The following is a 25,218-nucleotide window of genomic DNA, read 5'->3' on the forward strand; positions in this document are numbered from 1 at the left end:
CCAAGTAGGCGGGGCGTGGCCGGCGCAGGCGCTGCGCGGCCATGCACGATGGCGAAAATGACAGGTACAAAAAGTAGTGTGGCGAAGGTGGCGAACAGCAGGCCGCCAATCACGGCGCGGCCCAGCGGCGAGTTCTGCTCCTGCGTAAGTGCCATCGGGAGCATGCCGATAATCATGGCAAGCGCGGTCATGCAGACGGGGCGGAAGCGCGTGAAGCCCGCTTCCAGCGCTGCCTTCAGCGCATCGCCGTGGACCTCCAGACGTTCGCGACAGAAGCTCACGACCAGGATCGAGTTGGCGGTGGCTACGCCCATGCACATGATCGCACCGGTCAAGGCAGGCACCGAAAGACTGGTATGTGTCAGGAACAGCATCCAGACAATGCCGGCAAGCGCTGCGGGAAGCGCGGTAATGATCACGAACGGATCCAGCCAGGATTGGAAATTGACCACGATCAGCAGGTAGATCAGCACGATTGCGCCCACCAGACCGAACAACAGGCCGCCGAAGGCCTCGTTCATCGTGCCGACCTGGCCATGCAGGCTGACCAGCGTGCCTTTCGGACGCGTCTGCGTGAACCGGTCCAGCACCTTTTGCACGTCGTGCGACACGCCGCCGAGATCGCGGTCCTGGATCGACGCGTAGATGTCGTAAGCCGGCATGATGTTGTAGTGCGACACGACCGCATCGCTGGGGCCGCGTGTGAAGTTGGCCAGACCGCCGAGGATCTGCGTGGCGCCGCTGTTGGACGAGGTGACCGGCAAGCCGGTCAGGTCGGCCATCGAGTCCATCAGGTACTGCGGCGTGGCGGCGACGATGGCATATGAGACACCGTTCCGGGGGTTGAGCCAGAAGGCCGGAGCGACCTGGGAGCTGCCTGCCAGGGAGGCGACCATGCTGTTGGTGATATCGCGCTCGGTGATGCCCAGACTGTCGGCACGAACGCGATCCACGCTGACGTTCAGCTGCGGATAGCTCGAGCTTTGCTGGAGGCGGACGTCGACAATGCCGGGAATCTTGCGCATTTCCTTCATGATGGCCATCGCGTAAGCCTCATTACCGGCGCGGTCGCGGCCTGCAATAGAAACATCCAGCGGTGCCGGTGCGCCGAAGTTGAGAATCTGGCTGGTCATGTCCGAAGGCAGGAACGCGAACTGGGTGCCAGGAAATTCGCGAGGCAACCGTTCGCGCAGCGACTTCATGAACTCGGCGCTTTGGCGGTGACCGTCCTTGAGCACGACTTGGATATCGCCATCCTGCGGGCCAATGGTACCGCTGCTGTTATAGACCAGATTGGTGCCGCTGAGCGGCAGCCCGATGTTGTCGATGATGGTGTCCAGCTCGTCGGGAGGGATGACTTTGCGGATCGCTCGCTCGATCCCATCGAACTCGGCGGCGGTTTCTTCTACACGCGTGCCCATCGGCGCGCGCACGTGCAAGGAGAGCGAGTCGGAATCGATCGAGGGGAAGAAATCGCGCCCGAGCGTCGGCAACAGCACGAACGAGATCAGGACGAAGCCCAGGAAGCCGAGCACGAAGCGTTTGCGGTTTTCCAGCGCGACCGCCAGCGTGGCGTAGTAGGCGTCGCGGATACGAGTAAATCTATGCTCGAATCCTTGCTGGAAACCCACCAGACCGGAAACGATGGCATTGCGGCGGCGCGGCGGGTGCTGATCGCCTTCGTGGTGGTTGATGTAGGGGTCTTCGGGATGATCTCCGTGGCCCGGCTCGGTGCGATGTGGCTTGAGCAAGTACATCGCCAGCGTCGGCACCAGGGTGCGCGACAGCACGAATGACGAGGCCATGGCGAAGATCACTGCCAGCGCCATCGGGCGGAACAGGAAGCCGGCGATGCCGTTGAGCATGAACATCGGCACGAAGACGATACAAATACATAGCAGCGAAACGAACGCCGGGCCGACGATCTGCTTGGCACCGTCCATGATTGCCGTCATGACATCTTTGCCTTGCTCCAGATGCCAGTTGATGTTTTCGATCGTTACGGTGGCGTCGTCGACCAGGATGCCGACGGCAAGCGCCAGTCCGCCCAGCGTCATGACATTGAAGGTCTGGCCGAAGGTGGCCAGTAGCGCGATGGCCGACAGGATCGAAAGCGGGATCGACAGTGCAATGATGACGGTCGAGCGCCAGCTTCCCAGGAACAAGAGGATCATGGCCGAGGTAAGCAACGCGGCGATGATGCCTTCGCGCGCCACCGATGTGATTGCCGCTTTGACGAACAGCGATTGGTCGCTGAGCAGGTTTGTCTTCAGCGACTTGGGTTGGGTTTCCTGGATCAGCGGAAGCAGCTTCTTGATGCCCGCGACGACATCGAGTGTGGAAGCATTGCCATTCTTGAGCGCTGGCATCAGGACGGCACGCTTGCCGTCGACGCGCACGATATTGTTCTGTGGCGGCGCGCCGTCTCGCACGTGTGCAACGTCGCCGATGGTGATGGTCGCGCCGTTGACCGTCTTGATCGGCATGCGGTTCAGTTCATCGATCGCGGTAGGGCTATTGTTGAGCTGGATGTGATACTCGTAGGTGCCGATCTTGGCAGTACCCACAGGAATGATCTGGTTCTGGGCGCTCAGTGCATTGCCCACGTCCTGGGCCGATAGTCCCTTCGCTGCAAGTGCCTGCGGATTAAGGTCCAGCGTCACCTGCTTCTGCTTTCCTCCATAAGGCGTCGGAATAGCTACGCCTGGCACCGAAATCAGCGTAGGCCGCATGAAGTTCTGCGCGATGTCGCGAATCGTCGCCTCGGACAGCTCGGTGCTCGATAGCGCCATCTGCAGAACCGGTACGGTCGAAGCGTTGTAGTTGATGATCTGCGGCGGTGTGATGCCGGGAGGCATCTGCTTGACCACGGTCTGCGAGATGGATGTCACCTGCGCAGTAGCGGTACGGATATCCACGCCCGGCTGGAAGAAGATCTTGACGATACCTACGCCGGGCAGCGATTGCGACTCGATATGCTCGATATCGTTGACCGCGGTGGTGAGCTGGCGCTCATAGTAGTAGATCACTCGGCCGGACATCTGGTCGGGCGGCAGCCCGTTATAGGTCCACACGACGCTGATCACCGGGATGCCGATATTGGGAAAGATATCGGTCGGCGTACGTAGCGCCGAAAGCACGCCGGCGATCAAGATAACTAGTGCCAGGACAATGAAGGTATACGGCTTGGAGAGAGCGATGCGGACCAGTGCTAGCATCGATATGCTCCCGGAACACATTGACATGACGCGGCGATGACAGCGCTATGGCTGAACGCACGTAAAGCGGGGAAATGGCGGTTCATTGGCGAATGACGCTTGCTCTGCCTCGGGCGATAGCGCCCGGCAGATATCGTCGTCGCGAATGCTTGTGGAAACCTTTTGGAACCTGTACCGGCTTGGAAGGCGGCAGCGGTAGCGGTAAGCCGCGGGTAGCGCGTATCGTGCCGAAGCCGCCGATGCGAGTCGTTCGGGCTTTACTGGGGGCTTATCCCGGCAGCGCCTCGATGCGGATCCTCACCAGCAATCCATGCCCGCCAGGCGACTCGAGCAATTCGATACTCCCGTCATGCAGTTGCACGGCACGTTGCACGATGCTCAAGCCGAGGCCAAAACCCTGGGAGGCGCTCTCGGTCTCCCGGTGAAACGGCTGGAATACGGCTAATCTACGTTCGGCAGGGATGCCGGGGCCGTTATCGGCGATGTCGATAACCGCTTTGTCGTGGTCGCGTAATATGGCGATATCCACTTGACCACAGGGCGGGGTGTAGCGCAACGCGTTCTCGATCAAGTTACGGAGCATCGCGGTCAATGCAACCTCGTGTCCGGAGACATGCAGCTCGGCTTCCTCATGATTGAGGCTCAGCGCGATCTCCTTCTCGGCAATCGTCGGAGCCAGCTCCTCGATCACCTCGGTAACGATGGCGATCAGATCCAGCGGCATGCGCTGCCTCGATGCGGCGCCAGCCTCCAGGCGTGCCATCGCCAGAATCTGCTCGATACGCCGGCCGAGGCGTGCCAGGCTGCGCTGGGCGTTTTTCAATGTGAATTCGATTTCGCTGGCGTTATCGGCGATCGCGGCGCTTTCCAGGTGGATCATGGTCGCGGCCAACGGCGTACGCAGCTCATGGGCGACATCGCTGGCGAAGCGATGTTCACGCTCGATTGCGTCTTCCAGTCGCTCGATCTGCTGGTTGAGCGTGAGAATCAATGGCTTGATTTCCTGGGGCGTGCGTTCCAGTGAAATCGGCCGGCGACTGCCGGGCGTGCGCTTGGCCAGCAAGCGGGTGAGCAAATCGAGCGGCCGCAGGCCGCGCTTGACCGCAAGGCTGACCAGAATAGCCAGCAGCGGCAGGCCAATCAGTAACGGCAGGCTGTGTTCCAGGATCAGGCCACGGGTGATATCCCGGCGATTGTCGTAGCGCTCGCCGATTCGGATCACCAGTCCGAAGCGATTCTTCAGGGTAAAAAGGCGCCAGCGGTGATCGTCGTGATAGATGTCGCTGAAACCGCGCTCTTGTTCCGTAGGCGGCGTAAGCACCGCGAGATTGGCGGTGGCGGCAATCAACTTGCCGCTGGGATCGTAAGCCTGGAAGCCGACCTCCGGCTCATAGTTGTGCGGATGCACCGAAACGACCACGCTGCCGCGCTGCACGTCGTTGGGCAGAGTGATGCCGGAGGTGGCGGGTGCCGGAAACGAAGATCGGCTGTACGCGATCAGGCTGCCGAGTGTCCGGCCGGCCTGGGCAAGGCGGCCGTCGAGCAGTTGGTTCATCTCGCGCTGCTCGCGGCGATAGCTGATGGTGCCCAACGGGATGAGTACGATGACCAGGACGGCGATGATCAGCCAGGTCAGGCGTGTGCGCAGACTCGCGGTCTTCATTTGGGATCCCGCGGAACCATATAGCCCACGCCGCGCACGGTATGGATGACATCGCTGCTCAACTTGCGGCGCAGCCAATGTACCTGCACTTCGATCGCATTGCGGTCTACCACCGTATCGAAGCCGTACACGGAGTTCTCCAGTGTTTCGCGCCGTACGATACGCCCGGCTCGCTCCATCAGTATGCGCAATACGGCGAACTCCCGGCGGGTCAGGGAGATGTTCTGGCCGCGAAAAGCGACCTCCATGGTCGCCAGATCCAGCCGCAAGCTGCCGACTTCCACCAGGTTGTCCGCCAAGCCTTGCGCACGGCGTGTGAGCGAGCGGATACGTGCGGCCAGTTCGCCCAGGTGAAACGGCTTGACCAGATAATCGTCGGCGCCCAGGTCCAGGCCGCGGATACGTGTTTCCAGCGCATCGCGCGCTGTCATGACCAGGATCGGCGTCTTGATGCCCTCGTGGCGGGCTTCGGCCAGCACATCCAGTCCATCTTTGCCCGGCAAGCCGAGGTCGAGCAGCGCCAGGTCGATCGAGCCATCGCGCAGCGCTCCCATGGCCTGGCGGCCGTCCGTAAGCCAGGTGACGGCGTATGACTGGTGCTCAAGCGCATGCTTGATCGCTTCGCCGAGCTCGGTGTCGTCTTCCACGAGAAGGATGTGCATGCCTGGCCGGGAGCTTAAGGAAAGTGAACGTGTGTCAGCTTGCCGCAACTTGCTTTTGCACAGCTTATGTCATGCCGATGGTGCCGTCAGTGTAGAGCGTGGTGCACATAGGCGCTTCAACATGAATTGAAGCTTTGGAACTTTTGTCGCAAGGGCTTGCCTAATCACACGTCAATTGGGTAGTTTCCTGCTATGCAGCATATTCGTCGTCAAACGCGGTTTTGCCTCATCTGCCTTCTGGGCATGATGTTGTCCGTGTTTACGGCACTGCATGCCTCTTCGTACCAGAGTTTCAAAACGTTCGATCAGGTTGCCGCGAGCGTCGTGGTGGAGCAGGGGGGCGATGCCGACAACTATGCCAAATCTCCTGTTACCTACGACATCTCCGATCTTGAGAACGTGATCCTGCCTGGGGCCATTACCCTCAGCCTCGTGTCCGGCGCCAGTGCAGCGCTCCATGCTCCGACCTGCCCGGACTTCAGTCATTGCGGAGCCTTGACTCCGCGCCCTCCAACGGCCTGACCTGAGGCCGTATAAGAGCCGTGTCTTCCCGACGCGGCTATAGCTGAATCGAATCATTCGCTCGCGCGCCGGGTAGGGCGTGTTGCGACCGATCGCGGCCTTTCCGCAGATAAGCCTTTTTCCATGCCGTTAGCTTGCTGCCGCCGGAATGTCTCCCGGTGCCTGGCGCTTGGCGATCCCCGCATTAAAAAAGAAAGAGAAGAAAACTATGAAACGATTGATCGAGGGCTTTGAGCTTTTCCGTCGCGATGTGTTCCCCGTACAGCGCGAGGTATTCAGACAGCTGGCCGACAAGCAGAGCCCCCACACGTTATTCATCACTTGCGCCGACTCGCGGATCATGCCGGAGATGATTTTTTCGGCACAGCCGGGCGAGCTTTTCGTTTATCGCAATATCGGCAACATCGTGCCGCCCTACGCACAGCATGTCAGCGGCGTGGTCGCCGCGATCGAATATGCCGTCAAGGTGTTGAAAGTCAAAAATATTGTGATCTGCGGCCACTCCGATTGCGGCGCCATGAAAGCGCTGATGAATCCGGCGGCGTTGGTGGACAAGCCATCCGTGCAGGCATGGCTCAAGCATGCCGATGTGGCCAGCTATGTGATCGCCGAGTACGGCGCAGCCATGACTCCGCTCGAAACGCTGCGTCGGCTCACCGAAGAGAATGTCGTGGGGCAGCTGGAACACCTGCGAACCCTGCCGGCGGTAGCCGCCGCGATCGCTACCGGCAATCTAGGCATCCACGGCTGGGTCTACGACATCGAGCACGCGGAGATATCCGCCTTCGATGCGCAAGCCGGCAAATTCGTCACGCTCGACCCGCAGTCGGGAGAGGTGCCGGAAGCCACACCGCATGCGCGTTTCCTGAATTCTGTCAGTACCGCGAACGCGGCATAAAGGGGCGAACATGCGAACGTATTTTTCGCAGGGATTGTTTGGCCGGGACCTGCTCGGTTCGGTCGTGGTGTTCCTGGTCGCGTTGCCCTTGTGCATGGGCATCGCGATCGCGTCGGGTATGCCGCCCGCTGCCGGCCTGATTACCGGGATTGTGGGCGGCATCATTGTCGGCATGCTGGCTGGCTCGCCGATGCAGGTAAGCGGGCCGGCAGCGGGTCTGGCGGTACTGGTATTCGAACTGGTACGCGAACACGGTGTCATGGCATTGGGGCCGGTCGTCCTGCTGGCTGGCGTGATTCAGGTGGTCGCTGGCCTGTGCCATGCGGGAGTCTGGTTTCGCATGACTTCACCCGCGGTAATTGCAGGCATGTTGTCGGGCATCGGTATTCTCATTGTCGCCTCGCAGCTGCACGTGTTGATCGATGCGGTGCCCAAGGCGCGCGGGCTGGAGAATTTTGCCGCGTGGCCGGAGGCGATGCTGGCGGCCATGAGCGATATGGAGGGTGGTGGCAACCTGGCAGCGCTTGGCGTCGGTGTGGCAACGATCGCGATCATACTGGGCTGGGAGAAGCTGCGCCCTGCCAAGCTGCGCTTCATTCCGGGCGCGCTGCTGGCTGTGGTGGGCTTGACCGCCGCAGTGCAATGGTCTGGGCTGCAAGTTAATAAGGTCGATGTGCCTACCCATCTGTTCGCGGCCATCAGCCTGCCGGGCATGGGCGATCTGGCCAATTTGATGCAGCCGTCCTTGCTGCTGGCCGCGGTGACTTTTGCATTTATCGCCAGTGCCGAAACCTTGTTGTCGGCGGCAGCCGTGGATCGCATGCATGACGGTCCGCGCACCAAGTACGACAAGGAACTGACGGCGCAAGGCATCGGCAACATAATTTGCGGATCGCTTGGTGCCTTGCCGATGACGGGCGTGATCGTACGCAGCGCAGCCAATGTGCAGGCAGGGTCGGCTACGCGCATGGCCACCATCATGCACGGTGCATGGATGCTGGTATTCGCCTTGCTGTTGCCATGGCTGTTGCGCATGACACCGGTGGCTTGCCTTGCGGGCATCCTGGTGCTTACCGGCATAAAAATGGTCAACCCGAAGCAGATCAAATCGCTTGCCGCGTACGGCAAGGGTACGGCCGCGATTTACGTGGTCACCACGGTGTCCATTGTTGCGACCGATCTGTTGACCGGCGTGGTCATCGGTTTTGCGGCATCGCTGTTCCGCCTGTCCCTGCTGTCGTCGAAGCTGAAGATCGGCCTGGATCATCACAAGCCGTCCGGCAGCGCGTCCCTGCACCTGGAGGGTTCGGCCACCTTTCTCAAGGTGCCGAGCATGGCGCGTACCCTGGAGCAGGTGCCGCCCAATACCCGTCTGAAAGTGGTGCTCGACCATCTGCATCACGTCGATCAGGCCTGCCTGGAGCTGTTGCGTGACTGGGGCCGCAGCGCGTCGGCCCGGGGGTGCGAGCTGATCGTCGATTGGAGCGAGTTGCATCGTAAGGTCGAAGGGCGGAAGGCCGCCTGACGAAGGTCCGCGCCGGCCTCGCTTCCCCTCGCGAGGCCGGCAGCGGGTGGCTTGTCGCGACTCAATGCACTCCAGCAGATAACCGGCTTCTTGAATGTGCGTCACGAACGGCGAACGACGCCGTTCTGACAAGAGGGCGGAATCATTCCACCGTTTTCGGTTTGTAGGAGCACAAGTCGCGGATGACGCAGCGAGGGCATTCGGGCTTGCGCGCTTTGCAGACGTACCGGCCGTGCAAAATCAACCAGTGATGAGCGTCCTGTTTGAATTCGGCCGGTACGATTTTTTCCAGTCTGTCTTCGACTGCGCGCACATCTTTGCCCGGTGCCAGCCCGGTGCGATTGGCGACACGGAAGATATGCGTGTCTACGGCAATGGTCGGATGGCCGAAGGCGGTATTGAGCACGACGTTGGCGGTCTTGCGACCGACGCCCGGCAGCGCTTCCAGTGCTTCGCGCGTCTGCGGTACTTCACCGTTGTATTGTTCGACTAGGATGCGCGACAGTGCGATGACATTCTTGGCCTTGCCGTTGAACAGGCCGATGGTGCTGATGTACTGCTTGAGCTTTTCCTCGCCGAGGTTGAGGACAGCTTGAGGCGTATTGGCGACCGGAAACAGCTTTTTGGTGGCTTTGTTGACACCGACATCCGTTGCCTGGGCCGAAAGCACAACGGCAACTAACAGCTCGAACGGTGTGGTGTAGTTCAATTCGGTCGTAGGGTGCGGATCGAGCTCACGCAGGCGCGTAAACAGATCGACGATGGCGGCACGCTTCACTTTTCCGAATCCTGTTGTTTAGCCTTGGCACGTGCGAGCGCGGCCAGTACCGGATTGACCGGGCCGACTTGTGTGCCGATCTGGGCCTTGCGCGCCTGAAGTTCTGCCTCGCGTCGGGCGCGTTCCCGGGCGAGGCGCCCTTCGCGACGTTGAAAATGGTTGCGTGCCCGGTCCGCATGCGGACCATCGATCTGCGCTTCCGGCATGGGCTCGAGTGCGATGCAATCGACGGGACAGGCGGGCACGCACAGCTCGCAGCCTGTACAAGCATCGGCGATCACGGTATGCATCAGCTTGGCCGAGCCGACAATCGCATCTACCGGACAGACCTGGATGCACTTGGTGCAGCCGATGCAGTCCGCTTCGACGATGCGCGCTAGCGTGCGCGGTTTTTCGATGCCATGGGCCGGGTCGAGCGGTAACGTCGGTCGATCGAGCAGAGCGGCCAACTTGGCGATGCCGACAGCACCGCCCGGTGGGCAATAGTTAATGGGGGCGGCATCGCTTGCGATGGCCTCGGCATACGGGCGGCAGCCGTGATAGCCGCATTGCTCGCACTGTGTCTGCGGCAGCAAGGCATCGATGCGGTCGGCGAGCGTATGTGTCACAGTGCAACCATGTCCTTGGGGACAACGTACTTCTGGCCGTCATAGCGTAGCTGCGCCTGGATCTTGCCGGGGGTGCCCTTTTTCTCCTGGCACTGCTGTTGTTTGTCGAGATAGTTGCTGCTTTCCTCGCGCGTACCGGCGACATCGATGTCGACCAGCCCATGGGTTGCTGTCTTGCCCATGGTCAGCACGACATGGCTGTCGCTGAAGGTGCCGGCGCAGTTGGTATCCCATTCGCCGTTGTTGCGCGATACGACCATGCCGTCGAGAACTGCGCGCAGCTTGCCATCGATCGTCGCAAACAATGCGAGGTCGACTTCGCCAAAGGGATTCGCGCGCGAGCTGCCTTCCAGAGTCTTGCGGATGCCGAAGGCCGGCGTGCCTGGTGCCAGCTGGTAGCGGGCGGTATCCAGGGCCAGACCTGTAATGCGTACGGCATCGTCGTTCATATAACCTTTCAGGCGCACGCGCTGCTGTACTTTCAGGCTTTTGCTGTCCAGTACGAGGATGTCCAAGTCGCCGCTGTGTTCGTCATCGCTGCCCGATGCCATCAGCGGTACCAGTGCCAGGATGAATTCCGGATGTGCGGGCCAGCTCTTGCAGACGACCTGCTGTGCATCGTCGGCGTCGCCACCGGGCAGGGCGATGGCGTATTCATCGAGTCTATAGCTGCCGCCGGCATGCGTCGCTGTGGGATAGGTCTGGTGCACGATAGCTTCGGCTTGCACACACTCGGCGTTTGCTGGCGCGGCCCATATGCCGCACAACAGCAGGACAACCAATGAGAATGTGCGATGTAAAAACATGCTTGGCATCCTGGCTGGCTTGAGTCGAGCGCGCGTCGATGGGAAGAGCATCGACGCGAAAGGCAGGAGGGCAATCGTTAGCGCACCGTGGCGCCAGGCTGCGCGCCGGAGTCGGCATCGAGTAGGAACAGGTCGCTGCCGCCGTCGCCAGCCGAAAGAATCATGCCTTCGGATACGCCGAAACGCATCTTGCGTGGCTCCAGGTTGGCGATGAACACCACATTGCGGCCGACCAGCTTTTCCGGCTGGTCATAGGCGGCACGTATGCCTGAAAAAATCTGCCGCTTGCCGAGCGGACCCGCGTCGAGCTCGAAGCGCAGCAGCTTGTTCGAGCCATCGACGAACTCGCACACCAGAACCTTGCCCACGCGCAGGTCGAGCTTGGCGAAATCGTCGATGCCGATGGTGGCGGTTTCGGTTGGGCTGGCGGCGGCGTTCATGGTTTTGCTGGGTTCCTTGGTTTTTTTCTTGGCGGCAGGGGCCGGCGGTTCGGTGCCGAGCGACTCCTTCGATGCCTCGACCATCGCCTCGATCTGCTTCGGATCGATACGTGCGAGCAGAGGCTCGAAAGCTTTGACAGTGTGATTGTGCAGCTCGGCGCGCGCGTCGTCGAAGTCCGCAATCGGCGCGTCGAGGAAAGTCTCGGCCGCGGCGACCGTGGCCGGCAGGATCGGCTTGAGCAGGCCGGCCAGCAGGCGGAATGCGGCCAGCGCAAACGAGCACACCCGATGCAGTTCGTCCCGGCGGCTTTCGTCTTTGGCCAGTACCCACGGCGCCTTGGCGGCAATGTGGCCGTTGACCAGGTCGGCCATGGCAACGAAGCGGCGCGTCACTTCGGCGAACTCGCCATCGCGATAGAGCGAGTCGATATCGTCGTATTGCAGAAGCAGTGCCTGCCACAGTGCGGCCTCTTCCTCGCCGAAAGCGGGAGCAAGACGACCGTCGAAGAATTTCTGCACGAAGCCGGCGGTACGGCTGGCGATGTTCACCCACTTACCGACCAGGTGCGAATTGACGCGTTCCTCGAAGGCTTTCAGATCCAGGTCCACGTCCACTGGCGTGTCGCCGAGCATGCTGGCGAAGTAGTACCGCAGGAAGTCCGGATTGAGACCGGCGTTGAGGTAGGTACGGGCCATGATGAAGGTGCCGCGCGATTTGGACATCTTCGCGCCGTTCACCGACAGGTAGCCATTCACATGCAGCGCTGTGGGCGTGCGGAAATCCGCGCCGTGCAGCATCGCCGGCCAGAACAGACCGTGGAAGTTGATGATGTCCTTGCCGAGGAAGTGATGCAGTTCGGCGTGGCTGCCCGGTGCGAGGAAATCGTCGAAACGCAGCGCGGTGCGATCGCACAGGTTCTTGAAGCTGGCCAGATAGCCGACGGGCGCATCCAGCCAGACGTAGAAGAACTTGCCGGGCGCGTCGGGAATCGGAAAGCCGAAGTACGGCTCGTCGCGCGAGATATCCCAGTCCTTCAGGCCACCGTCCAGCCATTCGCCCAACTTGGCCGCCACACCTGCGTTCATGACGGGCGCGCCGCCCGTGAACTTGCCGCCGATCCAGTCACGCAGCAGCAGTTCGAATTTGCTCAGCTCGAAGAAGTAATGTTCCGAGTCGCGCAGTATGGGCGTGGCGCCGGACATCACCGAATACGGATCAATCAGTTCGGTCGGCGCATAGGTTGCACCGCAGTTCTCGCAGTTGTCTCCGTACTGGTCCGCCGTGCCGCAATTGGGGCATGTGCCCTTGATGTAGCGGTCCGGGAGGAACATTTCCTTCTGCGGGTCGTACAACTGCTGGATCGTGCGCTTGGCGATATAGCCGCTATCGCGCAGTCGTGTATAGATGAGCGAGGCCAGATCGCGATTTTCCGGCGAGTGGGTGGTGTGGTAGTTGTCGTAACTGAAATGGAAATCCGCGAAATCGGCTTCGTGGCTGGCCCGGATCTCTTCGATGAATGCTTCGGGCGTTTTGCCGGCCTTTTCGGCGGCAAGCATGATCGGCGTGCCGTGCGCATCGTCGGCGGCGACGAAAATCACCTCGTTACCCATCATCCGCCTTGCGCGTACCCAGATATCGGTCTGGATGTAGCCAAGCATATGGCCCAGGTGAAGGTGGCCGTTGGCATAGGGCAGGGCATGAGTGACGAGTAGTCGGCGGGACATTATCTGATCGATGAGTGGCTAGCTTTTCATTATGGCATGGTGCGTTGCAGTGGTTTATCGGGAATCGGACGTGGCGCGCGATAGTTTGTGATGGGCTACATGAGGGCATGAGGCCGTTGCTTGATAGCGAATGGGGGGTACGACCTCCGATTGCATGTTTATGCATGTTTTGGTACATTTATGCACGTTGCTTCTGTCTCGAGCCGAACCGTGCAATCCCCGCTTCCCATGGCCGCCGCGCTTCCCGCTTGGCTTAAGCCGGCCCGTCGCGCCACTCGACTGATTTTTCTGCTTTCCGGCATTGCCATGTCGGCCTGGGCGCCCATGGTGCCGTATGCCAAATCGCGGCTGGGGCTGGACGATGCCCAACTGGGCCTGATCCTGCTTGCATTCGGTGGCGGTTCGATTCTGTCGATGCCGCTGACAGGCTGGCTGGTGCATCACGTAGGCATGCGCAAAGTGATCGTCGGTGCGGGCGTGGCGCTTTGTACCGTGCCGCCACTGTTGGCCTGGGCGCCGACTGCGAACGTGCTGATCTTCGGTCTGCTGTATTTCGGCATGGCGCTTGGTGCGATAAATGTGGCGATGAATGCGCATGCGGTGGAAGTGGAGCGCAGCGACGGTCGTGCGCTTATGTCCGGGTTCCATGGACTTTTCAGTCTGGGTGGCTTGACTGGTGCGGCAGCGGTCAGCGCCTTGCTGGCGACCGGATTACCGCTGCTAGCGTGCAGCGCTGCGGTATCGACTGTCCTGGCCGCGATCGTTGTGAGCCAGCGCGATAAGTTATTGGATCATGTGCACGACGAAGCTGCGGAGCGGCCGCCGTTGCGTCTGCCTGGCACGATGGCCGTGCTTCTCGGGTTGCTGTGCTTTGCCAGCTTCATGGCCGAAGGTTCCATGCTCGATTGGAGCGCTTTGTTCTTGCGCGATTTCCGCGATGTCGCGGCCAGTGCGGCGGGTATCGGCTATGCCTGCTTTTCGATCGCGATGGCCTCGGGACGCCTTATCGGCGATCGTATGATCCAGCGGCTTGGCCCGGTGCGCATGGTGCGCTTCGGCGCGGCGCTCGCGGCGGCCGGCTTCGCCGTGGTCGCCGTGGTGCCCTGGGCCACCGCTTCGCTGATCGGCTTTGTCTTGATCGGCCTGGGCGCCTCCAACATCGTGCCGGTGATGTTCAGCGCGGCCGGTCGCCTGCCGGGAGCATCGCCGGCAATGTCCCTCGCCGCAGTCACCGTGCTGGGCTACGCAGGTCTGCTCATCGGGCCGGCCCTGATCGGCTTTATTTCCAATGCCAGCAGCCTGGCCTGGGCCATGGTATTCCTGGCCGGATTGCTGGTTGTGGTGATGGCCAGTGCGAGGATCGTCCGCCGATGAACGGAGCATCGATGGATACTGTCGTATTCGATCTTGGCGGCGTGTTGATCGACTGGAATCCGCGCTATCTCTATCGCCGATTGTTCGACGATGAGGCCGCGATGGAGCATTTCCTGGAGCATGTATGCAACAGCGCCTGGAACGAACGGCAGGATGCCGGCCGTCCCTGGCACGAAGCGGTGGCCGAATTGAGCGCGGCGCATCCGCAGCATGCCTCGCTGATCGAGGCCTATTGGCACCGCTGGGAGGAAACCCTCGGCGACGCTATCGAGGAAACCGTCGCATTGCTCGCCGCGCTTAAGCGTCGCGGCTTGCGCTTGTACGCCTTGACCAACTGGTCCGCGGAAACCTTCCCTGTAGCGCTGCGTCGCTTCGAATTCCTCGGCTGGTTCGAGGGCATCGTGGTTTCGGGAAGCGAACGATTGATCAAGCCCGATCCGGCGATCTTCCGGCGATTGTTCGAGCGTTATGGCATCGAGCCCGCGCGCGCGGTGTATATCGACGATGCCAAACGCAACGTCGAAGCCGCCGAACGGCTTGGCATGCGTGCGTGCTGGTTCCGCGAGCCGGCGGCATTGCGCGAGCGACTAGTCGGATGGGGCCTGATCGAGACGGAGTTGGCGCATGGCTAAGCTGCGCGCTGACATTCCGGCGGGTGAGATCATGCCGCAAGAAAGGCAGCAACGCATCGTGCAGCGGTTGCGCAGCCACGGGCGCGTCGTAGCCGCTGAACTGGCAGTCGAGTTCGAAGTGTCGGAGGATTCGATCCGCCGCGACTTGCGCGAACTGGCCGCGCAGGGCCTGTGCAAGCGCGTCTATGGCGGTGCCTTGGCGCTAGCGCCGGGAGGCACCACGCTCAAGCAGCGCGCTGGCGAGAATATTGCTCGCAAGCAAGCTCTGGCACGCAAGGCGGTCACCCTGGTGCGCGCTGGGCAGATCTTGTTGATGGATGCTAGCAGTACCAACACGATCATTGCCGCGGCCTTGCCTGAGCGTTCCGATCTGACCGTTGTAACCAATGCGCCAGATATCGCCCAGGTCCTGATGGACAAAGAGGGTGTTGAGATCCTGTTGATAGGCGGCCGCGTCAACCGGCGCTTGGGCGCTACGATGGGTGCGAAAGCATTGCTCGATATTCAACGCGTTCGAGCCGATATCTGTTTTCCTGGAGCTTGTGCCATCGATGCGCAAAGCGGGTTGTGGGGTTTTGATAGCGAGGAAGTCCAGCTCAAGCGAGCCATGATCGAGTCTGCTGGAGCAGTGGTCGTGGTCGCTACAGTCGACAAAATAGGTGTGGCGGCGACACACCACGTTGCCGATATCGAGGACGTGCAGTATCTGATTGTGGAGAACGACACCAACGAAGCGAGTGTCGATGCCTTTGTCCGCCAGAATGTTTCTGTTTTGTACGCCGATTTGCCTTGAGGCTTCTATCTTTCCGACTACAGGAAGCTTCGACTTTTCCCGTGTATTTCGTCTCTTTTTCAGGTGTTCTGTTTGGTAGAAGGCTTACAGTTTTCTCTTTGTCAGAGACGTAAGTTGGTTGTGCCTGCCGCACGAGGTGGCGGGTTATCTATCGAAGGAGTACTGAAATGGGTTATTTTTCGTCATTTAGTTCGAGCCCGCTTGTCCAGTCTCAGGACGCCGATGGCACCGAAGCGGCTCAAGGCACCGTGTTGTCCGTGGAAGAGGCTGCCGAGATCGACACCCAGGATTGATGGGTGATATAGCCAACGAGCCTCTTGGAAGAGGCTCGTTTTGGCTTTGGATTGGGTCAGGCAGATGAATATGGATGTTGTAGAAGAGCGTGCAATCGGTCTCGATGCGGCGGAGAAGCGCATCGACCGATTTTTGGAGCAGCAAGGTCTTGTCTGCCAATTGGAATCCCATGGCGGAGCTTATGGCGTCTGCTTTGCTCGCCTGTACGATAGTGAGGTGCAAATATCGACTGGTGCCGGCAAGGGAGACCTGGTTTCCGCGCGCGTTGGCGCTAAATACGAAGCCGTGGAGCACTGGCTGACGGAATATGATGCACATGTCCAGAGCAAGCTCCTGCCGGTGAACCGGGTGCTTGCATATGGCGGTCGGGGAGACGTCCCACTTTCGTTGTTGAGGGCACAATCCGATACTCGCTTGCTATGCCGCTCTTTCATCGACATATTGGATGGAGCTACCTTTTTCTCTCCGCTCATGTTGTTTGTTCCTGGGTACGACAAGGCGGTCGTGTCCGGTGATTCCTGCGATTACCGCGGCCTGAGGCGGTACGCAAGCAATAGTGGAACGGCTATCGGTGCAAATAGCGACGAAGCCATGCTGCACGCTCTCAATGAGTGCGTTGAGCGCGATGCGTTATCGCAGTTTCTGCTGAGATATTTCTACTATGAGCGCGACGATCCATTAAGGCGTGTGGATCCAGCTTGTTTGGGGGCGAGAGAGTATTCGCTTTACGAGTATCTGGAGTCGACCTTTTCCACGGAAGTCGTCCTGCTTGAGATATCTACGGAGTTCTGCGTCACGACTTGCCTTGCGTTTTTCAAAGGAAGGTACGACGGCCCGCATATCTATGGCGTAGGCGCGTCGATCAATCCATGGCATGCCGCTTATCGGGCGCTTGCCGAATTGTTGCAGTTGCACCATGTCCATGAATTGGGCCTTGTTCGTAGTGACTCGATAAAGGCAATGAGCGCACTTGAACGCTATCCAGCGTTGCATCGTGCGCTTATGTTCGATATTCGGACGCTAACGAGTATTCCGACACGCGAGATTAAATTGGAATGCATCGATGCGGGAGGCCTGGCACGGCAGGTTGACTGCATTGCACGATCGCTTGCAACGCACGGTTTCAAGGCTGGCGCCTGTATGTTGAGGGATGGCGATGTAGCGTTGGTATGTGTAGCCGTCCAGGGTTTTGAGCGCTTCTTCATCGTCGGCAGCGGTAACGTTGTGCTTCCGGGGTATCGGGGTCAGCGGCTGAAAGGTTTGGCGGAATGAGTGACCTTGCGCGGTTCGAGTCTGAAGTTTCGCTATCGTTGCAATATGAGGCACGCCGTGCGGAGGCGGGAGGGATCGAGGCATTCGTCGAGGCCTCGTGCTTGGCGTGGCAACATTGGTTTGTACTTTGCAGTCAAGGAGAGAACTGGCTTGGGCGCAAATTCCTGGTCCGTAAAGCGGGTCGTTGGGATGCCACGAGCATCTTGCAGCCATGGATGCTGATGGGACGTCTCCTTGCCGTTGAGCGGTCTGCAGAGGGCAGAGTGTTCCGTTACTGCAGCTTGAATCTCGAACAGGCGGAGTCCATCTTCGATTTGGCGCTGTCCGATCCGTCAGCCGCGCTGCGCTTTCCCTTTCCTTGTCTGGACGACTCTGGGGACGAATGGATTGTTCCGGTCGATAGATGGCAGGGTTCGACCGGTTTGGCTGCTAGCCTGGATGGGAATGAAGAACACTTTCGCAGGCATTCGCTCGATATCCTGGCATCCCGTCTGATGCCTGGAGCGCTGATTTATGACCCCGCTTGTTCCACCGGGACCTTCATCGCGACCATGGCCATGGCGTTACCCGATATCCGATGTGTCGGTTCGGACATATCCCAGGACATGATCGGTTTTGCGCGTCAGCGTGCAGCATGCCCGAATCTTCGTCTGCAACAGGGGGACGCGAGAGAGCCATGCTGCGACGATGGAAGCTGCGATGTGGTGTTCGTGCGCTTTCTCAATGCCGAAGTGGTTTATCGACGTGATGCATACGCTTGTTTCGCCAGATTGCGCCGGCTGCTCAAGCCAGGGGGGGCTATGCTTGTTTTCGGGCACACCCCCGTTTTGCTGCCACTGGCACGCCTTTCCCACAAATGGGGGCTGCGAGTGAACTCAAGTCTCGCCAGGAGGCCGGGACGCCGGGAACTGTTCGAATTCTATGTGCTTGAGGCGGTATCGTGATCCGGCGGCTGCTTGGGGAAGGTATCTATCACACTGGCGATGGGCATGAACTTTATTGGTCGCATCACGGGACGCCAGGCACTTTTCCGTGGATATTCCTGCATGGAGGGCCTGGCGGAAAAAGCGTAGCGGACCATCTGACGTTTTTCGATCTGAATCGCACGCAGGTTGTGCTATTCGACCAGCGTGGATGCGGTTATTCGTCGCCGCAAGGCAGCGTCGTTAACAACACGACGGAGTTACTATTGAGCGATATTGAGGCCTTGCGCGAACAGTTCGCTTTCGGCAGCATCGGCCTGCTCGGCATCTCATGGGGTAGTTGGCTTGCCTTGCGTTACCGGCATCTATTTCCGCATCGTGTCGCCAAGCTTGTGACGGCCTGCCTGTTCGTACCGGCGCCATCGGTGCTGGAAAGCTTCCTTGACGTGACGCTGTCTTCGATGGGGCGCGACCGGGCAAGTGTTGACATCGTCGAACTCTATGACGCTCTTTGCAGTGACGATGCAGTGAGACAGCACGGTGCGGCTCGCGTGTGGCTGCGGGCCAATCTGGAGCTTGCCGGGCGGAGCATGGGGGGCGATGTGCTGGAGGCCTTCATCGATAAGGAGGCTATCGCTTCCATCCGCATCGAGTTGCACTATCTCCTGCATGGCTTCGGCGATATGACTCTGGGCGCTTCAGTCGAACCTGCGCCGATCGTCATTCAAGGTAGGCATGATGTATTGGGTATGAAAAGCCTGGAATGGTTGCAGCGGGTAGAACATCCTCAGATACAGATCTATGGCGTGGGGCACGAACCGTTTCATCCAACCATGCACGAAGCCATCCGGTTGTCGCTAGGCGGATAGTCGCCGGTCCGGCCGGCGACTGCCCGCGGTAGACGAAGGCGCCTTACTCTTGCCGTTCCCACACCTGAGAGCGCCCAATCAGCGAAAAACCGATATAACCGTGTACATCGAGCTTGCTGCCGCCGTCGGTGGTCTGCAGTTTGACTTTGTAGACCTTGCCGTTCTTCGGATCGAGGATCTTGCCGCCATCCCATACATCGCCGTCCTGTTTGACGCCCCACAGGATGACCATGCCTTCGACGGGCTTGTCCTTGCGGTCGCCGTCGCACTCTTTGCAGATCGGGTGCGGGCCCTCGTCCGACTGCAGCACCTGCAAGACCTTGCCCTGCAGTTCGCCGTTCACTTCCGTGATCTGCACGATCGATTTGGGCTGATGGGTCTTGTCGTCGATGGTTTTCCAGGTGCCCACCGGCGTGTTCTCGGCGGCATGGCTCAGGCCAGCAGCCAGCAGCAAGGCGGCCAGACTGACAAGGCGAAGCGATGCTTTCATGAATATCCCCGTTACCGTACGAATGAGTACGGATCGAGCCTGCCCACCCCTGCCTGGGGCGTCAAGCTGCAATGCGCCATCACTGGCATAATGTGCCTCCCCTCCTTTTGAAACCGAAGCTTAGAGAATGACACAGGCCAGCGAAGCCCTGGTCCGCCGCCTGCTTGGCGCGCTGATCGATCCCCATACCGGCGCCTCTATCGGCGACGATCTCCACGCCGTCGGAGTCGACGGGGGACGTGTTTCGGTCGATATCCAGCTTGGCTACCCGGCAGGCGATACCGCCTCGGCCTTGGTCGAGCGGGTGAAGGGCACGCTTGAAGCCGACCCGGCGATCGAGTCGGCTGCCGTATCCATCGGCAGTCGAATCTTTGCGCACAAGGTGCAGGGCACGCTGGCCCCGTTGCCCCATGTGAAGAACATCATTGTGGTGGCCTCGGGCAAGGGCGGTGTGGGCAAATCCACTGTATCGGTCAATCTGGCTCTGGCGCTGGCTGCCGAAGGCGCCCGGGTCGGCGTACTCGACGCGGATATTTATGGGCCTAGCCAACCGCGCATGCTCGGTATTGCCGGCGGCAAGCCCGAGTCGCCCGATGGAAAGACCATCATCCCCTTGCAGGCACACGGTCTGCAGGCGATGTCGATCGGCTTCCTGGTCGAGGAAGAGACACCCATGATCTGGCGTGGCCCGATGGTCACCCAGGCCATGATGCAGTTGCTGAACGATTCGCGCTGGGAGCAGCTCGATTACCTGGTGGTGGATTTGCCGCCGGGCACCGGCGACATCCAGCTGACCTTGTCGCAGAAGGTGCCGGTGGCCGGCGCGGTGATCGTCACCACGCCACAAGATATTGCCTTGCTTGATGCACGCAAAGCATTGAAAATGTTTGAAAAGGTCGAGGTTCCGGTGCTTGGCGTGGTGGAAAACATGGCCACGCATATATGTACCCAATGCGGCCATGAGGAGCACATCTTCGGTAGCGGCGGCGGCGAGCGCATGGCCGAACAGTACGGTGTGGCCTATCTCGGTTCCTTGCCGCTGGATATCCGCATCCGCGAACAGGCCGACGGCGGCACGCCGACGGTCGTGGCGATGCCCGATTCGGATCTGGCTGCACGTTATCGCCAGATCGCTCGCAACGCTGCCGGTCGCCTGTCGCGTCAGCCGCGGAACAAGTCCCTCGGTCTTGGCAGGATTGTGGTGCAGGGAACGCCGTGAGCGATCGCCCATGGCGGGTGCTTGCGCTGTGCGGCAGCCTGCGTCGGGTTTCGTCCAACCGTGCCTTCCTGGAGGCAGCACGCGAACTGGCACCGCCTGAACTGGTCATCGCAGTGCATCAGGGGCTGGGCGACTTGCCGCTATTCAATCCCGATGACGAAGCCGAGCCGCTGCCGCTCGCCGCGCAAGTCTTGCGCGATGCGGTCGGTGCGAGCGATGCCTTGCTCATCGCTTGTCCCGAGTACGCGCACGGCATCCCTGGGCCGTTCAAGAACCTGCTCGACTGGTTGGTGGGTAGCCTGGAGTTCCCGGGCAAACCCGTTCTACAGGTCAATACCTCCGGGCGCGATTCGCATCATGCCCAGACGGCCCTGCGCGAAGTGCTGGCGACCATGTCGGCCCGGCTGTTGACGGATGTGCCGTTGAATGTGCCCTTGCCAGGCGCTGGTTGCGACGTGGCCTATGTGCTGGCCGATGGCGGGCGGCGCCGGTCGGTCGAGACCGTGTTGGCGGCTCTGACGGAGGCGCTGGCGACCGCCGCTGGCGGATGATCGGTCGTTTCCGCTATTTTTGACACTTTGCGCCGGTAGCTTCCGGCCGCATGCCTATCTGGAGTGAAGGGTGAGCATCAAATCCGATAAGTGGATCCGGCGTATGGCCGAGCAGCAGGGCATGATCGAACCCTTCGAACCGGGGCAGATCAAGGTCCGCGATGGCCAGAGGCTGGTGTCCTATGGCACGTCCAGTTACGGCTATGACGTGCGTTGTGCACGCGAGTTCAAGATCTTCACCAACATCAACTCCACCATTGTCGATCCTAAGGCGTTCGATCCGACCAGTTTCGTCGATGTGGAAGCGGATGTGTGCATCATTCCGCCCAACTCGTTCGCGTTGGCGCGCACGGTGGAATATTTCCGCATCCCACGCAAAGTGCTCACCATCTGCCTGGGCAAGAGCACATACGCGCGCTGCGGCATCATCGTCAACGTGACCCCTCTGGAGCCGGAGTGGGAAGGGCACGTAACGCTGGAGTTCTCCAATACCACACCGCTGCCGGCAAAAATCTACGCCAATGAAGGCGTCGCACAGATGCTGTTTCTGGAATCGGACGAAGAGTGCGAGACCAGCTACAAGGATCGCGGCGGAAAATACCAGGGGCAGCAGGGCGTTACGTTGCCACGCACCTGAGCTGAACGCAGCCCATCCGATGCCGTGGCGGCTAGCCGCCACGGCGCTACACTTGAGCCGATTCGTCCCACCGCTATACCGCACTAGATGCAGGAGATTCGCATGATCCGTTTTTCCACGCTGCTGACTCGCGCCGCCGGGGCGATCCTGCTGGCCAGCATGCTGGTCCTCGCCGGTTGTCACCGCGGCGAAACCAAGGTTGCTACCGATACGATGAAAGGTCAGTTCGACATGACCATCCAGGCGTACAAGAGCGGCCAGTTCCTCGTCGACGGCGCCGTGCTTTCGGCGCTCGACACCGGCAGCCACTTCGCTTATTTGAAAGACCAGGGCCGTCTGCCCAAGACCGTACTGCTGACGCGCAGCGACGATTCGAAGATCCGCAAGCAGCACCTGGAGTTCATGGCGCGCATGCAGCTCGACTATGGTTTTACCGTGTACTACGACGACAAGGGCACCTTGAAGCGCATGAATGCGGTAGAGACCAAGGCGCGCGACCTCGAGGACTACCATGCGCCGGCCAAGCAGAACGACGAAATGAAGGGCAAGGAAGCGAGCAGCCCGTCAACAGGCCGCGGTTACTGATCGCCAGCCTTGAAGAACAAAAAAGCCCGCGAATCGTTTCGCGGGCTTTTTTTTGCCGGTAACGATTCAACTGGCCGTTTGTGCCAATCGTGCCCGCAGCCGTTCAATGAAGGCCACCGCAGTGGCATCGTCATAGACCTGGGCGTGGCCGCTGCCCCAGACCGGGCCTGGCCACGCTGCATCGCCCTCGAGTCGAGCGACGACATGGAGATGCAATTGCCGCACGATATTGCCCAGCGCGCCGATATTGAGCTTGTCGCAAGGTGCAATGTCACGTAGTGCTTGAGCGGCTATGCGTACTTCACGCCATAGCATGGCTTGCGCGTCGATCGACAGGTCATCCACTTCGCTGAGTCCGGCGCGGCGCGGCACCAGGATCAACCATGGAAAGCGTGCGTCGTTCATGAGCAGTACGTCGCATAGCGATAATGAATGCACCATGCGTGTGTCATTGGCCAGGCGCGTGTCCAGGGCGAAGATATTAGACATGCAAAAAGTCGGTGTGGTTATTGATGTGCTTTTTAGGTGGGATTGAGGCCTTGCCCCCCTCACCCCAAGCCCTCTCTCCTGGCAGAGAGCCAGGGGAGAGGGAGTCGTTAACGCAAGTGAGTGGTACTGAAGTTTGTCTCAGTATGCTCTCTCTCCTGGCTCTTCCGTAACGCTTGGATCAACGCACCGCCAGATACTTCTCAAAGAACCCCAGCGTTCGCTCGAGCGCCAACTTGGCACTTGCCGCATCGTAATGATCGCCCACATCGCGATTGAAAGCATGATCGGCCGGATACGTGAAAACATCCATCTGCGGCAGCATCTGCCGATGTTTTTCCACGGCTTCAGGTGGAATGCTCTTGTCTTTTTCGCCAAAGTGGAACATCACCGGCGCCTTTGGCGTTTCGCCCAGGAAAGGCAAGTTGCGCGCACCGTAATAGCTGACCGAAGGCAAGCCAAGACGTAGGGCAGACAGCAGCGCGACGGTGCCACCCCAGCAGTAGCCCACCGTTCCGATCTTGCCGGCCGACGCGATAGCCTCTGCGGCGCTGGCGACATCCTCCACCGCGCGATCGAGTCCCAATTCGGTCACCAGCTTCTTGCCTTCTTCGGTGCCGGCCGCGTCATAGCCCAGCTCTACGCCGGTTTCCAGGTGATCGAAGAAAGCCGGAGCGATGGCGGTATAGCCGGCCTCTGCAAAGCGGTCGGCAACGTGCCGGATGTGCTCGGTCACGCCGAATATTTCTTGAATGACCACGATGCCGCCCTTGGGCGTGCCCACGGGTTCGGCCAGATACGCGCCAATGCATTGGGTGCGCGTGGTGTTGAGATTGATCTGCTTACCCATGAGCATCTCCTCCATCGAAGCGCGCAGTCTAACGGGCGCGGAGTGAAGTGACGATGGAGACGCGCGCGATATCGGGGAGCCTCTAAAAAACCCTCAATCGCCTGGGCACAGCTAAAACGGATCCTGTCGCTGTGGGAGCGACTTTAGTCGCGACGACAATGGCTTGCGGTAAGGCACGACCGTCGCGACTAAAGTCGCTCCCACAGAAGAGCCAGTTTTCGAGGTCCCCTGAAGTCGCTCCTACAGAAAAGTAGGTCTTTAGGGGTCTTATCAAAGGGTCTTCAGGTATTCGATGATCGCGGTACGCTCGGTGTCGGTCAGTACGTCGGTGAACTGATGTCCGGCATTGGACTGACTGAACATGTGCGTGTTGTAGATCTTGCGGTTTTCGATACCTTGCTTGGTGAAGGTCGGAGCTTGCAACTCGGACAAGATATTCCAGGCTAGCGACCCGTTGGCGAACAGGATCGACAACAAGCTTTGTATCAAAGGCGACTTCTCCGGGTCGATGCCCACGGTACATGCAAGGTAGGGGGAAAGCAGGCCGGTCGGATCGCAGGTCAAGGTGTCGTATTGCCATCCCATATGCACCGGATCGTAGGCCGACAGGGCCGTCTGGAAGCCCATGACGACGCCTGGCTGCGACGGCTTGGATATGCGCCGCCAGATCGTGGGGCGATCGGATGATTTAAGCACGGCCCATACATTCGGCACTGAACCATTGTGGAAGTACGGTGCTTCGGCCCATACACCGTAAAGCGGAGGGGCCAGATAACCGACGGCGTTGTATTCGTCCACGCATCCAGGTTGGCCGTCGTAGCCGAAGAAATTATTGTCGAACTGCATCTGCTGCGCGGCGGTGTTTGCATTGAGCCGTGCAGGATCGGTGCCGATGAGAGCGATGGGCGTGACATTGCCGGCCATGCCGGCCAAGGTCGGGGATGCCAGGAAAGCGGGATTGTTTACATAGCGCGGAGCGTAGGCGCCATGGCAGCTGGCGCACGAGCCATTGCCTTGGGCTGGGCGCGGGTACGGGTTATGCCTCGACGACTCCCACAAGTCGAGGGTATGAAATAACACGGAGCCCTGCTCGGCTAGTGCCGTATTCAGCGGCAATCCACTGGGATACGGTGGCGAGCGTACGCTCAGCAACCACGTATTGGCATCGTACTCGTTGGCGGCAATCCAGTCGTAGCCTAGTTGATACTGCGGCGTCGCCGCGTAAGGCATGTACCACGACAGTTCGATGCGGGTCGAATCGCTGCTCATGCCGGCATCATAGAATTTTGCGGCGCGGTGTCCGAGGTTCCACCAGCTGGGCGGATTTTCGCTACCGCTGGTGCTCTCCAGCCAGAAGTCGGGATTGAGAAAGGTCGGCAAGGTATGCGGGTCATACAG

General features: G+C 60.1%; 24 protein-coding genes and 1 pseudogene. 14 read left to right on the forward strand and 11 right to left on the reverse strand.

Annotated features, from left to right (window positions below):
- From VIM98_RS01540 to VIM98_RS01550, 3 genes are all read right to left on the reverse strand, one after another.
- A partial coding sequence (locus VIM98_RS01540) for an efflux RND transporter permease subunit (RefSeq protein WP_331991328.1) occupies positions 1-3,218 on the reverse strand: 3,218 nt, incomplete at its 3' end.
- Between the two features lie 268 nt (positions 3,219-3,486).
- Complete coding sequence (locus VIM98_RS01545) at positions 3,487-4,881, reverse strand: sensor histidine kinase (protein WP_331991329.1); 1,395 nt, start codon at positions 4,879-4,881, stop codon at positions 3,487-3,489.
- Positions 4,878-5,543 carry a response regulator gene (locus VIM98_RS01550; RefSeq protein WP_331991330.1) on the reverse strand — a complete coding sequence of 222 codons (666 nt, stop codon included), beginning with the start codon at positions 5,541-5,543 and terminating at the stop codon, positions 4,878-4,880. Before VIM98_RS01550 ends, VIM98_RS01545 begins: the two co-directional genes overlap by 4 nt.
- Before the next feature lie 192 nt (positions 5,544-5,735).
- Here VIM98_RS01550 and VIM98_RS01555 point away from each other — a divergent pair, with 192 nt between their 5' ends.
- The 3 genes from VIM98_RS01555 to VIM98_RS01565 all read left to right on the forward strand — a co-directional run bounded on the left by VIM98_RS01555 (position 5,736) and on the right by VIM98_RS01565 (position 8,488).
- Complete coding sequence (locus tag VIM98_RS01555) at positions 5,736-6,065, forward strand: hypothetical protein (protein WP_331991331.1); 330 nt, start codon at positions 5,736-5,738, stop codon at positions 6,063-6,065.
- Positions 6,066-6,273: 208 nt separating this feature from the next.
- Positions 6,274-6,963, forward strand: a complete 690-nt coding sequence (locus VIM98_RS01560) for a carbonic anhydrase (protein WP_331991332.1) — start codon at positions 6,274-6,276, stop codon at positions 6,961-6,963.
- Between the two features lie 10 nt (positions 6,964-6,973).
- A complete protein-coding gene (locus VIM98_RS01565; protein WP_331991333.1) occupies positions 6,974-8,488 on the forward strand; it encodes a SulP family inorganic anion transporter in 1,515 nt (504 codons plus the stop codon).
- A gap of 142 nt (positions 8,489-8,630) precedes the next feature.
- Here VIM98_RS01565 and nth read toward each other — a convergent pair whose 3' ends face one another.
- The 4 genes from nth to metG all read right to left on the reverse strand — a co-directional run bounded on the left by nth (position 8,631) and on the right by metG (position 12,845).
- Complete coding sequence (gene nth, locus VIM98_RS01570; protein ID WP_331991334.1) at positions 8,631-9,266, reverse strand: endonuclease III; 636 nt, start codon at positions 9,264-9,266, stop codon at positions 8,631-8,633.
- Positions 9,263-9,874, reverse strand: a complete 612-nt coding sequence (locus tag VIM98_RS01575) for an RnfABCDGE type electron transport complex subunit B (protein ID WP_331991335.1) — start codon at positions 9,872-9,874, stop codon at positions 9,263-9,265. The genes nth and VIM98_RS01575 overlap by 4 nt, the downstream gene beginning before the upstream one ends.
- Positions 9,871-10,680, reverse strand: coding sequence for a hypothetical protein (locus VIM98_RS01580; protein ID WP_331991336.1), 810 nt, complete (start codon positions 10,678-10,680; stop codon positions 9,871-9,873). The genes VIM98_RS01575 and VIM98_RS01580 overlap by 4 nt, the downstream gene beginning before the upstream one ends.
- Before the next feature lie 77 nt (positions 10,681-10,757).
- Entirely contained in the window at positions 10,758-12,845 is a 2,088-nt protein-coding gene (gene metG, locus VIM98_RS01585; RefSeq protein ID WP_331991337.1) for a methionine--tRNA ligase, read from the reverse strand.
- A gap of 210 nt (positions 12,846-13,055) precedes the next feature.
- On the opposite strand from metG, the gene VIM98_RS01590 reads away from it, so the two are divergent.
- The 7 genes from VIM98_RS01590 to VIM98_RS01620 all read left to right on the forward strand — a co-directional run bounded on the left by VIM98_RS01590 (position 13,056) and on the right by VIM98_RS01620 (position 19,002).
- Positions 13,056-14,219, forward strand: coding sequence for an MFS transporter (locus VIM98_RS01590; RefSeq protein WP_331991338.1), 1,164 nt, complete (start codon positions 13,056-13,058; stop codon positions 14,217-14,219).
- Positions 14,220-14,230: 11 nt separating this feature from the next.
- Entirely contained in the window at positions 14,231-14,851 is a 621-nt protein-coding gene (locus tag VIM98_RS01595; protein WP_331991339.1) for an HAD family phosphatase, read from the forward strand.
- Complete coding sequence (locus tag VIM98_RS01600) at positions 14,844-15,644, forward strand: DeoR/GlpR family DNA-binding transcription regulator (protein WP_331991340.1); 801 nt, start codon at positions 14,844-14,846, stop codon at positions 15,642-15,644. The genes VIM98_RS01595 and VIM98_RS01600 overlap by 8 nt, the downstream gene beginning before the upstream one ends.
- Positions 15,645-15,811: 167 nt before the next feature.
- Complete coding sequence (locus VIM98_RS01605; protein WP_331991341.1) at positions 15,812-15,937, forward strand: hypothetical protein; 126 nt, start codon at positions 15,812-15,814, stop codon at positions 15,935-15,937.
- 70 nt (positions 15,938-16,007) lie between these two features.
- Positions 16,008-17,210 carry a YcaO-like family protein gene (locus VIM98_RS01610; protein ID WP_331991342.1) on the forward strand — a complete coding sequence of 401 codons (1,203 nt, stop codon included), beginning with the start codon at positions 16,008-16,010 and terminating at the stop codon, positions 17,208-17,210.
- A complete protein-coding gene (locus VIM98_RS01615; RefSeq protein WP_331991343.1) occupies positions 17,207-18,154 on the forward strand; it encodes a class I SAM-dependent methyltransferase in 948 nt (315 codons plus the stop codon). The genes VIM98_RS01610 and VIM98_RS01615 overlap by 4 nt, the downstream gene beginning before the upstream one ends.
- A complete protein-coding gene (locus VIM98_RS01620; protein WP_331991344.1) occupies positions 18,151-19,002 on the forward strand; it encodes an alpha/beta fold hydrolase in 852 nt (283 codons plus the stop codon). Before VIM98_RS01615 ends, VIM98_RS01620 begins: the two co-directional genes overlap by 4 nt.
- A gap of 43 nt (positions 19,003-19,045) precedes the next feature.
- Here the strand turns inward: VIM98_RS01620 and VIM98_RS01625 are convergent, their stop codons facing one another.
- A complete protein-coding gene (locus VIM98_RS01625) occupies positions 19,046-19,492 on the reverse strand; it encodes a DUF2147 domain-containing protein (RefSeq protein WP_331991345.1) in 447 nt (148 codons plus the stop codon).
- 127 nt (positions 19,493-19,619) lie between these two features.
- Between VIM98_RS01625 and apbC the strand changes: the two genes are divergently transcribed.
- From apbC to VIM98_RS01645, 4 genes are all read left to right on the forward strand, one after another.
- Positions 19,620-20,711 (forward strand): iron-sulfur cluster carrier protein ApbC, encoded by a 1,092-nt coding sequence (gene apbC / locus VIM98_RS01630; protein ID WP_331991346.1) that lies wholly within the window; start codon positions 19,620-19,622, stop codon positions 20,709-20,711.
- The gene (locus tag VIM98_RS01635; protein WP_331991347.1) at positions 20,708-21,262 is read left to right on the forward strand and encodes an NADPH-dependent FMN reductase; all 555 of its coding nucleotides are present in this window, start codon (positions 20,708-20,710) and stop codon (positions 21,260-21,262) included. Before apbC ends, VIM98_RS01635 begins: the two co-directional genes overlap by 4 nt.
- A 70-nt stretch (positions 21,263-21,332) precedes the next feature.
- On the forward strand, positions 21,333-21,899 hold the full coding sequence (dcd, locus tag VIM98_RS01640; protein ID WP_331991348.1) for a dCTP deaminase: 567 nt from the start codon (positions 21,333-21,335) through the stop codon (positions 21,897-21,899).
- Between the two features lie 102 nt (positions 21,900-22,001).
- Positions 22,002-22,484, forward strand: coding sequence for a hypothetical protein (locus VIM98_RS01645; RefSeq protein WP_331991349.1), 483 nt, complete (start codon positions 22,002-22,004; stop codon positions 22,482-22,484).
- 66 nt (positions 22,485-22,550) lie between these two features.
- Here VIM98_RS01645 and VIM98_RS01650 read toward each other — a convergent pair whose 3' ends face one another.
- From VIM98_RS01650 to VIM98_RS01660, 3 genes and pseudogenes are all read right to left on the reverse strand, one after another.
- The gene (locus VIM98_RS01650) at positions 22,551-22,973 is read right to left on the reverse strand and encodes an HIT family protein (RefSeq protein WP_331991350.1); all 423 of its coding nucleotides are present in this window, start codon (positions 22,971-22,973) and stop codon (positions 22,551-22,553) included.
- Positions 22,974-23,151: 178 nt separating this feature from the next.
- Positions 23,152-23,820, reverse strand: a complete 669-nt coding sequence (locus tag VIM98_RS01655) for a dienelactone hydrolase family protein (RefSeq protein ID WP_331991351.1) — start codon at positions 23,818-23,820, stop codon at positions 23,152-23,154.
- A gap of 270 nt (positions 23,821-24,090) precedes the next feature.
- Positions 24,091-25,218 (reverse strand): annotated as a pseudogene (locus tag VIM98_RS01660) (hypothetical protein); the annotation flags it as partial.

The sequence above is a fragment of the Dyella sp. genome, from assembly GCF_036568765.1.
GTDB lineage: Bacteria > Pseudomonadota > Gammaproteobacteria > Xanthomonadales > Rhodanobacteraceae > GSA-30.

Coding starts and splice junctions, on each gene's coding strand:
- VIM98_RS01580 (WP_331991336.1), bottom strand. CDS start 10,680: ATGTTTTTACATCGCACATTCTCATTGGTTGTCCTGCTGTTGTGCGGC.
- VIM98_RS01600 (WP_331991340.1), top strand. CDS start 14,844: ATGGCTAAGCTGCGCGCTGACATTCCGGCGGGTGAGATCATGCCGCAA.
- metG (WP_331991337.1), bottom strand. CDS start 12,845: ATGTCCCGCCGACTACTCGTCACTCATGCCCTGCCCTATGCCAACGGC.
- VIM98_RS01605 (WP_331991341.1), top strand. CDS start 15,812: ATGGGTTATTTTTCGTCATTTAGTTCGAGCCCGCTTGTCCAGTCTCAG.
- VIM98_RS01650 (WP_331991350.1), bottom strand. CDS start 22,973: ATGTCTAATATCTTCGCCCTGGACACGCGCCTGGCCAATGACACACGC.
- VIM98_RS01610 (WP_331991342.1), top strand. CDS start 16,008: ATGGATGTTGTAGAAGAGCGTGCAATCGGTCTCGATGCGGCGGAGAAG.
- VIM98_RS01625 (WP_331991345.1), bottom strand. CDS start 19,492: ATGAAAGCATCGCTTCGCCTTGTCAGTCTGGCCGCCTTGCTGCTGGCT.
- VIM98_RS01565 (WP_331991333.1), top strand. CDS start 6,974: ATGCGAACGTATTTTTCGCAGGGATTGTTTGGCCGGGACCTGCTCGGT.
- VIM98_RS01645 (WP_331991349.1), top strand. CDS start 22,002: ATGATCCGTTTTTCCACGCTGCTGACTCGCGCCGCCGGGGCGATCCTG.
- VIM98_RS01545 (WP_331991329.1), bottom strand. CDS start 4,881: ATGAAGACCGCGAGTCTGCGCACACGCCTGACCTGGCTGATCATCGCC.
- VIM98_RS01560 (WP_331991332.1), top strand. CDS start 6,274: ATGAAACGATTGATCGAGGGCTTTGAGCTTTTCCGTCGCGATGTGTTC.
- VIM98_RS01555 (WP_331991331.1), top strand. CDS start 5,736: ATGCAGCATATTCGTCGTCAAACGCGGTTTTGCCTCATCTGCCTTCTG.
- VIM98_RS01655 (WP_331991351.1), bottom strand. CDS start 23,820: ATGGGTAAGCAGATCAATCTCAACACCACGCGCACCCAATGCATTGGC.
- apbC (WP_331991346.1), top strand. CDS start 19,620: ATGACACAGGCCAGCGAAGCCCTGGTCCGCCGCCTGCTTGGCGCGCTG.
- VIM98_RS01550 (WP_331991330.1), bottom strand. CDS start 5,543: ATGCACATCCTTCTCGTGGAAGACGACACCGAGCTCGGCGAAGCGATC.
- VIM98_RS01615 (WP_331991343.1), top strand. CDS start 17,207: ATGAGTGACCTTGCGCGGTTCGAGTCTGAAGTTTCGCTATCGTTGCAA.
- VIM98_RS01595 (WP_331991339.1), top strand. CDS start 14,231: ATGGATACTGTCGTATTCGATCTTGGCGGCGTGTTGATCGACTGGAAT.